Here is a 15,062-nt window from a genome sequence, read left to right as displayed (position 1 = left end):
CGTCTGCTGCGGTTGATTGATGCACGTCATGGTTCGGTTCCTGGCCCGCTCGTAACGTCGTAGTCAGCACCCAAGAAGGGTGAGACCTCGTCAGAGAAGGAAGGAACACACCATGAGCACCACCGCTCCCACCACCACCCACACGACCCTGCGCGCCGAAGGCTTCTCCTGCCCCTCCTGCGTGGCGAAGATCGAGAAGCGTGTCGGACGCCTGGACGGCGTCAGCGCCGTGAAGGTCCAGTTCGCCTCGGCACGCATCGAGGTCGACCACGACCCGGCCAAGGCCAGCGTCGAGGACCTGATCGCCGCTGTGGGCAAGGCCGGGTACGTCGCCAAGCCTGCCGCGTTCTGACGCCCGCCGCGCCAAGGAGAAGGACAGTGAGCGTCATGGCACAGGCGGCGCACCTGCAGCTGCGCCTGGGCGAGTTTTTCTGCCCCTCGTGCGCCACCGACATCAACCGGCACCTGAAGCGTCTTCCGGGGTGCAGGCCGTGCACATCGATCTGCACTCGCACCGGGTTGACGTCGACTACGACCCCCGACGCTTGGACGTCGAGGACATCCTGGTGACCGTCGGCGGTGCCGGCGTTACCGCAAGCGTTATCTCGGAGGACCTAGGACCCGCCTCCACTAGGGCGACCAGGGACGTCGACCGGTGCCCAGACCAAGCGCGAGCGCACTGCCCGGGCGTCATCCCGCCACCCATGAGGGCCGCACCGGGCCGCCGGGCCCGTCAATGATCAGCGGAAGCCTGCCCGCTGCATTCTCACGTGTGAACCGCTGGTAGACCCACGTCCCAAGAACTCAGGAGAGATTGCTATGAGCGTCAAGCTTCACCATGTCCCGCCGCGCCTGGCGAGCGGGGCCTTCATATTGAACACCGGAATCACTAAGCGGTCATTGGACGTCGACGGGGCAACGGGGCTGCGGGACCAGGCCGCCAACGCGTTCCCGTTCTTGAAGAAGATGGACCCGGTCCGCTTCGGGAAGGCGTTGTCGACCTTCGAGATCGCTCTGGGCACGGCGCTACTAGCCCCGATGGTACCCACCCAGGTGGCCGCGGCCGGCCTAAGTGGATTCTCGGCCGCATTGATGGCCGTGTACCTCAAGACGCCAGGGTTCACCCGTGATGACGGAATCCGTCCAGCGCCGGCTGGCATGGGGATCGCTCGGGACGTCTTCATGCTCGGTAGCGGTCTGGGCCTGATGGTGGAGGAACTGGCAACCAGGCGAACCTGACGGGGCCGTCCCGCCATGCGCGTGACACCCGGCCCCACGGGCCCCGCGGACTGGGGTGTGGTCATGGGCGCCCGCGGGCCGAGGCTACGTGGCTCGTCCGGTCGCATTCTGAGCCGGACCAGCTAAGCGTCACCGCCGATCAACTCGGCGGTGACGCTCTTCATTGCGCCAGCACGCTAGAGCAGCCCCGGCGGCGGTGCACGGATGGGTGTGCGGTTGATTGACGCCGGTCATGGTTGCCCGGTGCCGATCTTCATAACGTCGTTGTCAGCACCCCGAACTGGGGTTGGACAGCTACAGGAAGGTCGAACAGCTATGAACAAGCTGCAGCAGTGGTGGTACGGCAGGTGGGCGATCCCAGTGGTCTCCGGGGCGCTGATCCTCATCTCGTTCTTCGTGGCCCGCGGCCTCGGTTCCGATGCGTGGAGCAACGCCTTCATGGTGGCCGCCGCCGTGGTCGCGGGTACCCCGATCGTGACCAAGGCAGCCCGGGCGCTCATGGCCCGGGTCATCGGCATCGACCTGCTGGTCTCGGTGGCCGCGATCGGCGCGGTGATCATCGGGGAGTACTGGGAGGCCGCCGCGGTGACCTTCCTCTTCGCCATCGGGCACGCCCTGGAGTCCGCAACGCTGAACAAGACCCGCTCGGCACTGGCCGAGCTGGTGGCCGTGGCCCCAGACGTGGCCGTGGTCATGCGCGACGGCGTGCAGGTGGAGGTGCCCGCTGCGAGCGTGGCCATGGGCGAGATCGTCCTGGTCAAGAACGGCGCTAAGGTCCCGGTGGACGGCGAGGTCGTGGCCGGCACCGGCGCCCTGGACGAGGCCTCCATCACCGGGGAGTCCATCCCCGTGGAGAAGTCCAAGGGCGACCACGTCTTCGCCGGAACCGTCGCCAAGGGTGGGTTCCTCCAGGTGCTCGCCACCGGCATCGGCGCCGACACCACGCTGGCCCGCATCATCCACCGCGTGGAGGACGCCCAGGACGCCAAGGCCAAGACCGCCCAGTTCATGGACCGGTTCTCCGCCTGGTACACCCCGGCCATCATGGTCCTGGCCCTCGTGGTGGGCCTGCTCACCGGTGACGTCGTGCTCGGGCTGACCCTGCTGGTCATCGGCTGCCCCGGCGCGCTGGTCATCTCCATCCCGGTCTCCATCGTCGCCGGCATCGGCCGGGCCGCCAAGGACGGCATCCTCATCAAGGGTGGGGAGTACCTGGAGACCTCCGGCAAGATCACCGCCGTCGCGGTGGACAAGACCGGCACCCTGACCAAGGGCCGCCCGCACCTGACCGACGTCGTCGTCCTGGCCCCAGCCATGGATCGCGCCCAGGTGCTGACCTGGGCAGCCCGGGCCGAGGCCGGCTCCGAGCACCCGCTCGCCCGACCCATCCTGGAGGCAGCAGCCGCGGAGGGGCTGGCCACGTCGGGGCTGCCCGAGGTCACCGAGCCCGTGCCTGGCAAGGGCATCACTGCCACCATCGGCGGGCGCCGGGTCCTCATCGGCAACGTGGCGCTGCTGGAGCAGTACGGCATCGCCGACACTGTTGGCGCCGGGCAGGCCGCTGAGGAGCTCGCCGCAGCGGGCAGGACGGCGATGATCGTGGCCGTGGAGGATGCGGTGGCTGGTGTGGTCGCGGTGGCTGATGAGGTCCGTCCCGACGCGGCGCAGATGGTCGCCCGTCTGCACGACGCCGGGGTGAAGAAGGTGGTCATGCTCACCGGTGACGCCCCGCTGGTGGCGAAGGCAGTTGGTGCGGCGACCGGGGTCGATGAGGTCCGCGCCGGCCTGCTGCCCGAGGACAAGCTCGACGCAGTCGCGGACCTGCAGCGTCAGGGTCACGTCGTGGCCATGGTCGGTGACGGCGTCAACGACGCCCCGGCCCTGGCCACCGCCGATATCGGCGTAGCCATGGGTGCGGCCGGCTCGGCCGTGGCCGTAGAGACCGCCGACATCGCCCTCATGGGCGACAACCTGCTCAAGCTCCCCGAAGCGATCGGCCTGGCCCGGCGCACCGTGAACAACATGCGCCAGAACATCACCATCGCCCTGATCACCGTGGCCGTGCTGCTGGCCGGAGTGCTGCTCGGCGGAGTGACCATGTCCATCGGGATGCTCGTCCACGAAGCCTCGGTCCTGGTCGTGATCGTCAACGCCATGCGCTTGCTGCGCCGCCACCAGGACACCACCAGCACCACGGCGACACCTTCCGCGCCAGCCACCGCCGCACCGATCCCAGCTGCGGTCCGGTCCTGACCCTCTACCCCGGGCGGGACGCCTCATCCACCGTCCCGGCCAGGCGCGGATGTATCACCGCCGGGTAAGCCCGGCACAACCACAACAGGAGGAATCATGAGTAACGAAGAACACTTCACCATCGAGGGCAACGTCGAGCACTTCACCATCGCGCGGGTCGCCCAGGACAATCCCGACTTCCGCCGGGTGCTGTGGACCGGCCAGCACGCCCAGATCGTCATCATGACGATCTCCGCCGGTGGCGAGATCGGTGAGGAGGTCCACGAGCACACCGACCAGATCCTGACCTTCGTCAGCGGGGCCGGTCAGGCCGACCTCAACGGCCATACCCACCCGATCGAGGCCGGTGACCAGTGCGCCGTCCCCGCCGGCGCCCGGCACAACTTCCGCAACACCGGCGACGAGCCGCTCGTGCTCTACACCATCTACTCCCCGCCCGAGCACGCGGCCGACGGCGCCTACCCCACCAAGGAAGAAGCCGACGCCGCCGAGGCCGCTGGCCAGGACGAACCTCCCACCGCCGCCTGACCGGCCATCCCCGCGCAGCGAACTCAGCGGCTGTTGGCCGCACCTGTCTCACCCGCTTCGAACACACAGCAGAAGGAGAAGAACCCCATGTCCAAGGTGTACGTATTCACCGACTTCGGCGGCCCCGAGACCCAGGCACTCATCGACCGTCCAGCGCCGCAGCCCGGCCCCGGTGAGCTCGCCGTCCGGGTCCGCGCCGCCGGTGTCAACCCCGTCGACTACAAGATCCGCGCCGGCCGCTACCGTCGGGACCAGCCGTTGCCGGCCCCCATGGGTCAGGAGGTCTCCGGTGTCGTCACCGCCCTCGGTGAGGGAGTCGAAAGCTTCGCCGTGGGCGACGAGATCCTCGGCCATGTGGTCCCGGACTACGGCGCCTTCGCCGAGGACACCCTCGTGCGCGCTACCGATGCCGTGGCCAAGCCGGACGAGATCGCCTTCGCCGACGCGGCCACCATCCCCGTCGCCGGGGCCACCGCCTACGACGCCACCCACCAGATCGAGCTCGAGCCCGGCCAGCAGCTCCTCATCCTCGGGGCCGGCGGCGGTGTCGGACTCATGGCCGCCCAGATCGGCAAGGTCCACCAGTTCACCGTCATCGGCATCGCCTCGCAGGCCAAGCGCGAGATCGTTCAAGCCACCGGAGCAACGTTCATCCCCTCCGGTGCAAATGTCGCCGACCAGGTGCGCCAGATCGCCCCCGAGGGGGTAGACCTGATCCTGGACCTCGTCGGTGGCGATGCCCTGCGTCAGGTCGCCGGACTCGTCACCGACCCGGCCAGGATCATCTCCGCCGCCGACCCCGACACCGTCACCGAGCTCGGCGGCAGTCCCCTGAAGCGCACCACCGAGGCACTGGAGAAGATCACCGGCGTCATCGAATACAACCTCGTCGACCCCAACGTCTCGGCCCTCTACCCGCTGGAGGACGCGGGCGAAGCCATTGCTGCGGTCGAGAGCGGCCACGCCACCGGCAAGATCGTCATCCAGCCTCACAACGCCTGACGCGGGTTGACCGGTTGCGCATGTGAAGCACCTGGGCCGGGCCCGGTAGCACCGCGAGCACCCTCGTCATCGGCGTCAGCTGACCCGGCCGCCACACAACCCCGATAGAACCCCGCCATATAACGGCGCAAGTCACATCTGGGAGTTCGTATGGGCGGCCGTCGAGGGCCGCGCTGCGCGCCATGAGCGCGACGGCGATCAGGGCGATCTCGAGAAACCCGGCGAGCATGTATGCCTCGGCGGGCACCATGCCGGCGACCTCGAGTCCGAACAGGACCATGCCGCGGTAGGCCAGCGCGGTCGCGATGGCGGCGGCCGCGATGACTGCGACGATCGGGAGTCGGCGGTGCCCGGCCGGGGAGTCGGTAGCGCCGACGGCACGTAGCCCAGGTCGTCGATGGCCTGCCGGATCGCGGCTCGCGCGTCCCGGCTGACGAAGCCGTGGGCGTTGATGAGCCGCGTCACCGTGGTGGGTGAGACGCCCGCCCGGTCGGCGACGTCCCGCAGCGTCGTGACGCGTCCCCTCATCGGCGCCTCCTCCGGTCGTGGTCGGCCACTGCGGCGGCCCGATCATGGAACCGCTCCCAGCAGGTCCGCCTTCGCGGGCGAGACCCCTTCGCCTCCCGCCGTCGCGCGCCATTCCCCCTGAGCGCGCGAATCACCTTGCGGACGTTGAGAGAATGGGACGTCGTGAGCACCGAGCCCAGCCCCGCACCGCAGTCGTCGTCGGACGACGGCGGTGCGCGTCGTCCCCGCCGCCGGGGCCGCGGGCGCGGCCAGGGCGGCGGCCAGGGCCGCGAGAACCGCGCCGGGAACCGCGGCGCCCCCCAGCGCTCCGGCCCCCGCCGGGTCAGCCGCGAGCAGCTCGAGAAGGCGGCCGCGAAGCGTGCCGCCGTCGAGGTGCCGCCTATCGTCTACCCGGAGCAGCTCCCGGTCTCGGCCCGCCGGGAGGACATCGCGTCCGCGATCCGCACGCACCAGGTGGTCGTGGTCGCGGGCGAGACCGGCTCGGGCAAGACGACGCAGCTGCCCAAGATCCTGCTGGAGCTCGGCCGCGGGCGCGCCGGGCAGATCGGGCACACGCAGCCGCGCCGGATCGCGGCCCGGTCGGTCGCCGAGCGGGTGGCGTCCGAGCTCGGGACCGAGCTGGGCGGCGTCGTCGGCTACCAGGTGCGGTTCACCGACCAGTCCAGCGACTCGACGCTCGTCAAGGTCATGACCGACGGCATCCTGCTGGCGCAGATCCAGCGGGACCCGGACCTGCTGGCCTACGACACGATCGTCATCGACGAGGCGCACGAGCGGTCGCTGAACATCGACTTCCTGCTCGGCTACCTGTCGCGCCTGCTGCCCCGGCGTCCGGACCTCAAGCTCGTCATCACGTCGGCGACGATCGACTCGGCGCGCTTCGCGGCACACTTCTCGCCGGCCCACCTGGCGGAGGTCGGTGGTGCGCCCGAGGCCGTGGTCGACGTCCTGCCCGACGCCGCGCCCGTCGTCGAGGTCACCGGGCGCACGTACCCGGTGGAGATCCGCTGGCGGCCCCTCTCCCCCGACACCGACCCGGACCAACCCAAGAAGGCCAAGGGCGGCTCCGACCGCGACGAGAAGGACCTCGTCACCGGCATCGTGGAGGCCTGCGACGAGCTGATGCGCGAGGGGCCGGGTGACATCCTCGTCTTCCTCTCCGGCGAGCGGGAGATCCACGACGCCGCCGACGCGCTGGAAGGGCACCTCAAGGAGCGGGTCCGCGACCCGAAGCACCCGCAGCACGTCGAGATCCTGCCGCTGTACTCGCGGCTGTCGGCCGCGGAGCAGCACCGCGTCTTCGAGTCCCACGCGGGCCGGCGCATCGTGCTGTCGACGAACGTCGCCGAGACGTCGCTGACCGTGCCGGGCATCCACTACGTCGTCGACCCGGGCACCGCACGCATCTCGCGCTACTCCAAGGCGACCAAGGTGCAGCGCCTGCCGATCGAGCCCGTCAGCCAGGCGTCGGCCAACCAGCGATCCGGCCGCTCGGGCCGGGTGGCCGACGGCGTGGCGATCCGCCTGTACTCCGAGGAGGACTTCCTCGGCCGGCCGGAGTTCACCGAGCCCGAGATCCTGCGCACCTCGCTCGCGTCCGTGCTGCTGCAGATGATCAGCGTCGGCGTCGTCTCCACGCCTGACGACGTCGCGCGCTTCCCGTTCGTCGAGCCGCCCGACACCCGCTCGGTGCGCGACGGCGTGCAGCTCCTCACCGAGCTCGGCGCCCTGGCGAACCAGGACGGCCGGACCCGGCTCACCGACGTCGGGCGCACCCTCGCCCAGCTCCCGATGGACCCGCGCCTGGCACGCATGATCATCGAGGGCGCGAAGCAGGGCGTGGCGCGCGAGGTCGCGATCATCGCCGCCGTCCTGTCCATCCAGGACCCGCGGGAGCGTCCCGCCGAGACGCGGGCCCAGGCCGACCAGCTCCACGCGCGGTTCACCGACCCGCACTCCGACTTCCTCACCTACCTCAACCTGTGGGAGTACGTGCGCGGCCAGCAGCACGAGATGGGCTCGTCCGCGTTCCGCCGCATGTGCAAGGCGGAGCACCTGAACTTCCTACGGATCCGCGAGTGGCAGGACGTCGTCGCCCAGCTCCGCGAGATGTCCAAGCCGCTCGGGATCGACATGCGCTACACCCCCAACACCACCCGGCCGTCCGGGCGCGACGGCGCGGGGTCCGCGGCGTCGGATGCGAAGGGCGTGGAGGGTCTGGCGGGAGCGTCGCGAGGAACGAGCGGCGCGGATGGTAGCCCGAGCACCGACGCCGCGGACCTCGCGCACCATCGGCACAGCTGGGACGGCGACACCATCCACCGCTCGCTGCTGGCGGGGCTGCTCAGCCAGCTCGGCATGCAGGACACGGGCGAGATCAAGGCGTCGTCGGTCGCGCACCTGCGGGGCGAGGCCCGCGCCCGCGCGCTGCGGCAGGCCGCCAAGCGGGCGCGCAACGAGTACGTGGGCGCCCGCGGCGCGCGGTTCGCCATCTTCCCCGGCTCGCCGCTGAGCAAGAAGCCGCCGGAGTGGATCATGGCGGGCGAGCTGGTCGAGACGTCGCGGCTCTGGGCGCGCGACGTCGCCCGCATCCGGCCGGAGTGGGCGGAGGAGCTCGCAGGCCCGCTCGCGAAGCGCACCTACTCCGACCCGCACTGGTCCACCAAGCAGGGCGCGGCCGTGGCCACGGAGAAGGTGCTGCTGTACGGGGTGCCGATCGTCGCCGACCGCCCCGTGCTGTTCGCCAAGGTCGACGCCGAGGCCGCGCGCGAGATGTTCGTGCGGCACGCGCTCGTCGAAGGGCAGTGGACCACGCACCACCGGTTCTTCGCCGAGAACCGGCGCCTGCTCGCCGAGGCCGAAGAGCTCGAGGCGCGCTCCCGCCGGCGCGGGCTCGTCGCCTCCGAGGACGACCTGTTCGCGTTCTACGACGAGCGGGTGCCGGCGTCCGTCGTCAGCGCCGCGCACTTCGACACCTGGTGGAAGCAGGCGCAGCGCGAGACCCCGGACCTGCTGACGTTCACGCTCGACCAGCTCGTGGACACCGACGCCGTCGACACGGGCGAGTTCCCCCAGGCGTGGACGCAGGGCGAGGTCACCCTGCCGCTCACCTACCAGTTCTCCCCCGGCACCGCGGCCGACGGCGTCACGGTGCACGTGCCGTTGTCGATCCTCAATCGCGTCACCCCCGACGGCTTCGACTGGATGGTGCCCGGCCTGCTCGACGAGCTGTGCGTCGCCACCATCCGCTCCCTGCCCAAGACGGTGCGGCGCGAGCTCGTGCCCGCGCCCGACATCGGCGCCGCCGTCGCCGGCTGGCTGCGCGAGCACACGCCGTCGTGGGACGACCTGACCCGTGCCGGGGACATGGCCGCGCCCTTCCACGTCGAGTTCACGCGCGCCGTCCGGGCGCTGCGCGGCGTCGACATCCCGGACGAGGTCTGGGACGCCGAGCGGGTCGAGCGGCTGCCCGCGCACCTGCGCATGACGTTCCGCGTCGAGGAGGGCCCGCGTGCTCCCGCGCAGGACGCCCCGGGCCCCCAGGGCAAGGGCCGCGGCCGCAAGCCCCGCGCGGCGGCCCCGGCCCTGGTCGACGAGTCCAAGGACCTGCTCGCCCTCCAGCGGAGGCTGGCCGCGAGGTCCGAGGCCGCGGTGCGGGCCGCCGTCAAGGGCGCGGTCGGCGTCGCCCTCGAGGAGGCACGCCGTGCGTCCGCCACCGGGGCCGGGGTGCGGGCCCCGGCCGCGTCGGGCACGCCCGGACGCCAGGCCGGACCTCCGGGGCTCCCGCCCACCACCCCCGCAAGCCCGTCCGCCCGCGCGGCGGCTCCCGCCGCGGACGGGTCCGGCGGCGCACCCCGGGTCGTGGCCGAGCAGGTGGGCCTGAGCACGTGGCCCACAGGGCTGCCCGACGGCGCGCTGCCGTCGGCCGTGTCGACCGACCTCGGCGGGGGCGTCGTCGTGCGCGGGTACCCGGCGCTCGTCGAGGAGGAGGACGCCAAGCGCAGGCCGTCGGTGGCGCTGCGGGTCCTGGCCGACGTGTCGGGCCGCGACGACGCGCACGCCCGCGGCGTGCGGAGGCTGCTGCTGGGCGAGACCGCGCTCCAGGCGGGGCGGATCACCTCGCGCTGGACGGCGTCGCAGTCGCTCACGCTCGCGGCGGCGCCGTACCGGAACACCGAGGCCCTCGTGGCCGACCTGCAGCTCGCGGCCGTCACCGCGCTGACCAGCCCGGACGCGGCGAAGGCGCACGGCACCCCCACGGGCGGTCCCGTGGCCGCCCGTGTCGTGGACGCCGCGTCGTACGTGGACGCGGTGGCGTTCGTCCGGCGGCACCTCGAGGACGAGGTGCACCGGGTCGTCGGGCACGCCGTCGCCGCGCTGAGCGCCTGGCGCACCGTCGAGGGCGAGGTGCGCGCGTCGTCGTCCCTGGCGCTGCTCAACACGCTCCAGGACGTCCGCGGCCAGGTGGCCGGCATCGTCCACGACGGGTTCGTCGCCGCGACCCCGCCGCGGCGCCTCCCGCACCTGGTGCGCTACCTGCGTGCGGCGTCGGCCCGCCTGGAGAAGGCCCAGGGCAACCCCACGCGGGACGCCGAGCTGGCCTGGCGCGTGCACGACGTCACCGAGGCCTACGACAAGGCGCGCGCCGCCTACGCGACGGGCCCCGCCGACCCGGCGCGCGCCGCCGAGCTCGCCGAGGTGCGCTGGCTCGTCGAGGAGCTGCGGGTCTCGCTGTTCGCGCAGCAGCTCGGCACCGACGGCGCCGTCAGCGAGAAGCGCATCCGCAAGATCCTCAGCCCGAACGGCTGGTAGAGCTCAGCCGGCGCAGGCCTCGTAGACGTAGCCCTCCGCGTCGGGCGCCACGAGGTCGAGGTCCCGCAGGACGGTCAGCGGTGCCCGGTCGTCGAGGGCGCACACGTCGTCGAACGTCAGCCCCGCCTCGTCGAGCGCGTCGGGGTACTCGACCTGGAGCACGTGGTCCCCGTAGACGTCGGTGTAGTCCGCGCACTCGGACCAGGCGCCGCACTCCTCGGTGACGGCGAAGTCGAAGCCGAGCTCGCGGTGGGCCACGGGCGCGATCTCGGCGGCGTTCTTCTGCGCGATCGCCAGCCCCTGCGCGTGGGCGAGGTCGACGTAGGCGCTCGCGAGGGCGTACGCGCCGGCGTCGTCGATCTGGTCGAACCGCGTCCACGTGTCCAGGTTGTCGATCTCGACGGCGTCGAAGCCCGCGTCCGCGCAGCCCGTGACCACGGGCCCGATCACCGCGAGGATCCCGTCCCGCTGCGGCTCCGTGGACGGGTCGAGGACGTACTCGTCCGGCCAGTCCGGGTCGACGACCAGCTCGCCGTCGGCGTCACGCAGCAGCAGGTCCGGGTGCTCGTCGGTCCACAGGCCCGCCGCGTCGGGCTGGGTCTGGAAGCCGTTGACGTAGCAGACGTTGTACGCGCCGGGCAGCGGGTCGGCCGTCGCGTCCCGGACGACGACGTCGATCGTCGGCGTGCCGTCGCCGCCGTCGCCGCCGTCGCCCTCGCCGCCGGGCACCGCGTCGTACGCGCCGCCGAGCTGGTAGTCGAACGTGCCACGCACCGGCGGGAGCACGACCTGCTTCGCGGGAGCGGGCGCCCCGGCGAGCGAGGCGTCGTCCCCCGGGGCCTGCGCTCCCTGCGCGCCGTCCACGTGCGGCACCGGGTCGGCGTCCGCGGGCACCTCGGCGCAGGCAACGACCGACAGCGCCAGCGCGCACCCGAGAACCACGGCCGCCGTTCGACGCATCGACTTCCCCCTCGCCTGGACCGACGACGTTCGCCGTCCCACCCCATTCTCGGGGCGACGGCACCCGGGCGCGCGTTCACCCGGCGCCGGCTCAGAGCACGCGGAGCCCGGCATCCGCCGCACGGCGTCGGAGGCGGCTGACGTCCGCGCACACCAGCGGCACCTGCGACGCGTCGGCCAGCACCAGCCAGTGCCGGCGCGCCGCGACCATGTGCGGCGCACCGCTGATCAGGGTCGCGCCGTCGAGCGGGACCGGGACCCCGCCCGCCGGGCGCAGCTCCGGCGTCCCGTCCAGCCGGAGCAGCGCCGGCCCCGGCGGGACGACGACCGGGCCGAGGGCCGGCACGTCGTCCGCCAGCACCAGCACCTCCACGTCCGCACCGCGGGCGCGCAGCCGGCCGGCCAGGGCGCGCAGCGCGAACGAGGCGTAGACGGCCAGGACGGGCAGCACGCAGACGCCCACGGCCACGGCGACGCCGTCGACCCGCATCGAGCCCGTGCCCAGCCGCGCCACGACGAGGATCAGACCGCCCCCCGCGATCGGCAGGAACGCGACGTTGAGCCGCCTCCACCACGGCCGGAGCAGGGCGGGCTCCTGCAGCCCGTGCAGCACCCGCCACCCGGACCACCGGGCGGCGTCGTCGTGCTCGAGGCCCACCAGCGCGAACCCGTCCGCGAGCCGCCACCAGGCGCGCACCGACGCCGCGAGCCCGACGACGAGCACCACCACGCCGGGCGCGAGCGCGACGGCGCCGTCCGCGAGAGGCTGCTGGTCGAGACCCACGGCCACCAGCAGCAGCCCGACCGCCGCGACGATCGGGTAGAGGACGGCGCGCGCGGCGTCGAGGAGACCCGTCGCCCCGTCCACGGGCTTGACCCCCGGGTACGGCTCGAGCTCCGCGTGCCTGCGGGCGCGGAAGTGGTGCATCGCCTCCGGGTCGACACCGTCCGCGGGCCGGGGCTCGCGCACCGGCAGCGCCAGGACGTCGGGCCGCCGCAGCGCGCGCGACCAGGCGCGCCGCAGGACGCGGGCGCGCCCCCAGTCGCGCCGGTGGCGCAGCCACCAGGTGAGCGTCACGGCGACGATCACGCCACCGACGACGAGCGACGCGACGTCCGCCCGGTCGCCGTCCGCACCGTGCCCCAGGAGCACCAGGACGGGCCGGGTCCCGATCCCCGCACCGGCGAGGAGGCCCAGGAGCAGCAGCAGCCCGGCCAGCATGCGGCGACCGCCGCCGTCACGGCGCTGGGCGGTCCCGAGGTGCGCCGCCGCGAGGTCGTACCAGTCGCCGAACGTCGCAGGCAGGGGCACATCGCGCGGCGACGGGGGCAACGGCGCACGACCGCGCCTCGTGACCTCCTCGCCCGGAACCTCCGCCTGCGCCACCGTCACCCGATCTCCTCGCCCTGCGCGTCCACCGGCACGATCTTCGCAGGCCCCGCCATCGCGGCGAGCAGCATCCCGACGGCGCGCACGTGCTGGGGCTCGCTCGACCACCCCACGAGCACCAGCCCCGGCCCGCCGTCGGACGGTGCCGTGACGACGACGGCGAGCCCCAGGTCGCGCTTCGCGGGCGGGGCGGAACCTGCCGCCGCGCCGGGCAGCCGCGCGTCGACGGAGTAGGTCACCGTCATGCCGAGGGCCGGCCCGATGCCGGTCTCGAACGCCTCGGTGTACGCGGCGGACAGGTCGAAGCCCATCTTCGCCGCGACGACCCGGCGGATCACCTCCAGCAGCGACAGCGGTCCGTCGAACGCGTCGATCTGCCGGACGGAACCCACGACGTTGAGGAAGATCTCCTCGTCGATCGCCGTCGGGCCGCGGAACTCCTTGCCCTGATAGACGAGCCCGTGCAGCAGCACGGACCGGTCGCTCCACACGTCCCGCCAGGCGAGCAGCCCGTCGAGCAGCAGCCCGGCGTCATGGGCCGGCAGCTCGACGTCCACCGCGTCGAGCGCCCCGCGGATGACGCCGACCGCCTCCTGGGCGGTCTGCGTCCCGGCGAGCTCCACCCAGTCGTCGGGCACACGGATCCGGAGCTTCCAGCGGGTGGGGTTGTCGGCGTCGAGGACGTCGCTCTCGGTCATCACGCTCACCTGTTCTCGAGCTGGGTGCGCAGCAGCGCGCCCTCGCCGTCCGTCTCGCCAGCCGTGGCACCCCAGTCGGGCAGGACGCCGTTGTAGTCGTCGCCCTTGAGGTGCCCGTAGTCGCTGAACCAGTTGAACGGCTCCGCGACGAGGAAGATCCCCTGGTCGAACATGATGTCGGCCGTGCGCCAGCCCAGCTCCGCGACGGAGTCGATGCTCCCGCCCTTGGCCGCCAGCGTGAAGAACCCGGGGAACGCGCTCGTCGCGGCCTGCCCCACCTTGGACGCCGGGTTCATGAACTGCAGGAACGTCGGCGCGGTGCGACCCGCCGCGGTGGCCGACGCCGCCACCGCGCGGAACGTCGCGGTGAGACCGCCGGCACCCAGCGCCGTCGCGACCATGCCCATGATGACGCCCGGGGTGAAGCCGCCGGAGAACGACCCGGCCTGGCCCGCCGCGCTGAGGTAGGCGGCGAGGGTGCCGATCCCGCTGGCCAGGACGCTGACCAGCGCGAAGACCTGCGCGCCGGGGATGGGCAGCAGGGAGATGATCCCGGCGACGAGGCTGACCACGCCCATGATGTCGGAGATCAGGTCGAGCAGCCCGGCGTTCTCGGCCGCCCACTCGAGGATCATGTCGCCGAGGTCGGCGAACGCGTCGCCGATGTCCTCGAAGCGGTCGCCGACCCAGTCGACCGCACGGTCCCACCACGACGGGTCGTCCGGCGCCATCGCGGCGGCCGTCTCGAACTTCCCCAGCAGCGCGCGCGACGCCGCGCCGTACTGCTCGACGAGGGTCTCGATGCGCGTCCAGACGCCGTCGACCACCCCCTGGGCGTCGGCGCGGGCCTCCTCCGCGACACCGCGGGCGCGCTCGTCGTCCTGGTACTGGTCCCACTCGTGCTGCGGGGCGTCCTCCTCCGGGCGGCGGCCCTCGGGCATGCCGTAGAGGTTCGACTCGGCCGAGCTGAGAGCGGCCTTCGCCTCGCCGAGCTCGTGGTTCAGGGTGTTCGCACGGTCGCGGTAGCTCTCGAGCTTGGTGGCCCAGGTCTCGAGCGCGGAGGCCGCCGTGCGGAAGGCCTCCTCCGCCTCGATCACCTTCGGCTCGAAGTCGTCGTGCAGCATGCTGCGGAAGGCGACCGCGACCTCGCCGACCCACTCGCCCTCGTCGACGCTGCCGAGCAGGAACTTCACCCGCTCGAGGGTCTCGTGCCCGCCCGTCAGGCCGTTGGCGAGGCTGCCGGTGACGACATGGTCGCCGGGTGCCGGGTCGTACCCGATGTGCTCGTAGTGGACCATCACTCGCCCCCGAGCGCCGCGGCGAGGTCGGCGTCGATCTTGGCGAAGCCCTCGCGGATCTTCAGCAGCTGGTCCTTGGCGTTGCCCGTGGCCTCGCACATCTGGTCGATGCTGTGGTCCCACTTGTCGCGGAAGTGCGACACCTTCTCGATGAGCTCCGGCTCGCCGACCGCGGCCGGATCCGCCGACCGGATCGCGTCCAGCGGCTCGTAGAGGCGTTCCTTCATGCGCCCGAGGTCGGTCTCGACCTCCGACAGGAACTCGTCGTTCATGACGATGTCGCCGGTCACGCGCGGTCTCCCCGGGGTCGGTGTACGTCTCGACGCAGAGGATTTCACATGGGCCCGCCCGCGT

General features: G+C 72.3%; 12 protein-coding genes. 6 read left to right on the top strand and 6 right to left on the bottom strand.

Going from position 1 to position 15,062, the window contains the following annotated elements:
- Positions 1 to 112 precede the first annotated feature (112 nt).
- From LEP48_RS00060 to LEP48_RS00040, 5 genes are all read left to right on the top strand, one after another.
- Positions 113 to 352, top strand: coding sequence for a heavy-metal-associated domain-containing protein (locus LEP48_RS00060; protein WP_154795784.1), 240 nt, complete (start codon positions 113 to 115; stop codon positions 350 to 352).
- Positions 353 to 819: 467 nt separating this feature from the next.
- A complete protein-coding gene (locus LEP48_RS00055) occupies positions 820 to 1,239 on the top strand; it encodes a hypothetical protein (protein ID WP_225563476.1) in 420 nt (139 codons plus the stop codon).
- 315 nt (positions 1,240 to 1,554) lie between these two features.
- Positions 1,555 to 3,492: a heavy metal translocating P-type ATPase gene (locus LEP48_RS00050; RefSeq protein WP_225563475.1), complete on the top strand. Its 1,938-nt coding sequence runs from the start codon at positions 1,555 to 1,557 to the stop codon at positions 3,490 to 3,492.
- Positions 3,493 to 3,588: 96 nt separating this feature from the next.
- Complete coding sequence (locus tag LEP48_RS00045; RefSeq protein ID WP_188524003.1) at positions 3,589 to 4,020, top strand: cupin domain-containing protein; 432 nt, start codon at positions 3,589 to 3,591, stop codon at positions 4,018 to 4,020.
- A gap of 87 nt (positions 4,021 to 4,107) precedes the next feature.
- On the top strand, positions 4,108 to 5,022 hold the full coding sequence (locus LEP48_RS00040; RefSeq protein ID WP_225563474.1) for an NADP-dependent oxidoreductase: 915 nt from the start codon (positions 4,108 to 4,110) through the stop codon (positions 5,020 to 5,022).
- A 198-nt stretch (positions 5,023 to 5,220) separates the two neighbouring features.
- On the opposite strand, the gene LEP48_RS18905 is transcribed toward LEP48_RS00040, so the two are convergent.
- Complete coding sequence (locus LEP48_RS18905) at positions 5,221 to 5,550, bottom strand: LacI family DNA-binding transcriptional regulator (RefSeq protein ID WP_225563473.1); 330 nt, start codon at positions 5,548 to 5,550, stop codon at positions 5,221 to 5,223.
- Between the two features lie 162 nt (positions 5,551 to 5,712).
- On the opposite strand from LEP48_RS18905, the gene hrpA reads away from it, so the two are divergent.
- Positions 5,713 to 10,362 (top strand): ATP-dependent RNA helicase HrpA, encoded by a 4,650-nt coding sequence (gene hrpA / locus LEP48_RS00030; protein WP_225563472.1) that lies wholly within the window; start codon positions 5,713 to 5,715, stop codon positions 10,360 to 10,362.
- 3 nt (positions 10,363 to 10,365) lie between these two features.
- On the opposite strand, the gene LEP48_RS00025 is transcribed toward hrpA, so the two are convergent.
- The 5 genes from LEP48_RS00025 to LEP48_RS00005 form a co-directional block, all read right to left on the bottom strand.
- Positions 10,366 to 11,322, bottom strand: coding sequence for an endo alpha-1,4 polygalactosaminidase (locus LEP48_RS00025; protein WP_225563471.1), 957 nt, complete (start codon positions 11,320 to 11,322; stop codon positions 10,366 to 10,368).
- Between the two features lie 91 nt (positions 11,323 to 11,413).
- The gene (locus tag LEP48_RS00020; protein ID WP_225563470.1) at positions 11,414 to 12,715 is read right to left on the bottom strand and encodes a hypothetical protein; all 1,302 of its coding nucleotides are present in this window, start codon (positions 12,713 to 12,715) and stop codon (positions 11,414 to 11,416) included.
- Positions 12,712 to 13,410, bottom strand: a complete 699-nt coding sequence (locus tag LEP48_RS00015) for a hypothetical protein (RefSeq protein WP_225563469.1) — start codon at positions 13,408 to 13,410, stop codon at positions 12,712 to 12,714. The genes LEP48_RS00020 and LEP48_RS00015 overlap by 4 nt, the downstream gene beginning before the upstream one ends.
- Positions 13,411 to 13,415: 5 nt before the next feature.
- Positions 13,416 to 14,708, bottom strand: coding sequence for a DUF308 domain-containing protein (locus LEP48_RS00010; RefSeq protein ID WP_225563468.1), 1,293 nt, complete (start codon positions 14,706 to 14,708; stop codon positions 13,416 to 13,418).
- Entirely contained in the window at positions 14,708 to 14,998 is a 291-nt protein-coding gene (locus tag LEP48_RS00005) for a hypothetical protein (protein WP_225563467.1), read from the bottom strand. Before LEP48_RS00005 ends, LEP48_RS00010 begins: the two co-directional genes overlap by 1 nt.
- Positions 14,999 to 15,062: the final 64 nt, after the last annotated feature.

Source organism: Isoptericola luteus, assembly GCF_020297055.1.
GTDB classification, from domain to species: Bacteria; Actinomycetota; Actinomycetes; order Actinomycetales; family Cellulomonadaceae; genus Isoptericola; species Isoptericola luteus.
This window is presented reverse-complemented; position numbering and strand designations above follow the sequence as displayed.

Bases quoted from the DNA above. Each gene is read 5' to 3' on its own strand.
- LEP48_RS00040 (WP_225563474.1), top strand. From the start codon at position 4,108: ATGTCCAAGGTGTACGTATTCACCGACTTCGGCGGCCCCGAGACCCAG.
- LEP48_RS00050 (WP_225563475.1), top strand. From the start codon at position 1,555: ATGAACAAGCTGCAGCAGTGGTGGTACGGCAGGTGGGCGATCCCAGTG.
- LEP48_RS00060 (WP_154795784.1), top strand. From the start codon at position 113: ATGAGCACCACCGCTCCCACCACCACCCACACGACCCTGCGCGCCGAA.
- LEP48_RS00055 (WP_225563476.1), top strand. From the start codon at position 820: ATGAGCGTCAAGCTTCACCATGTCCCGCCGCGCCTGGCGAGCGGGGCC.
- LEP48_RS18905 (WP_225563473.1), bottom strand. From the start codon at position 5,550: ATGAGGGGACGCGTCACGACGCTGCGGGACGTCGCCGACCGGGCGGGC.
- LEP48_RS00025 (WP_225563471.1), bottom strand. From the start codon at position 11,322: ATGCGTCGAACGGCGGCCGTGGTTCTCGGGTGCGCGCTGGCGCTGTCG.
- LEP48_RS00015 (WP_225563469.1), bottom strand. From the start codon at position 13,410: ATGACCGAGAGCGACGTCCTCGACGCCGACAACCCCACCCGCTGGAAG.
- LEP48_RS00010 (WP_225563468.1), bottom strand. From the start codon at position 14,708: ATGGTCCACTACGAGCACATCGGGTACGACCCGGCACCCGGCGACCAT.
- LEP48_RS00045 (WP_188524003.1), top strand. From the start codon at position 3,589: ATGAGTAACGAAGAACACTTCACCATCGAGGGCAACGTCGAGCACTTC.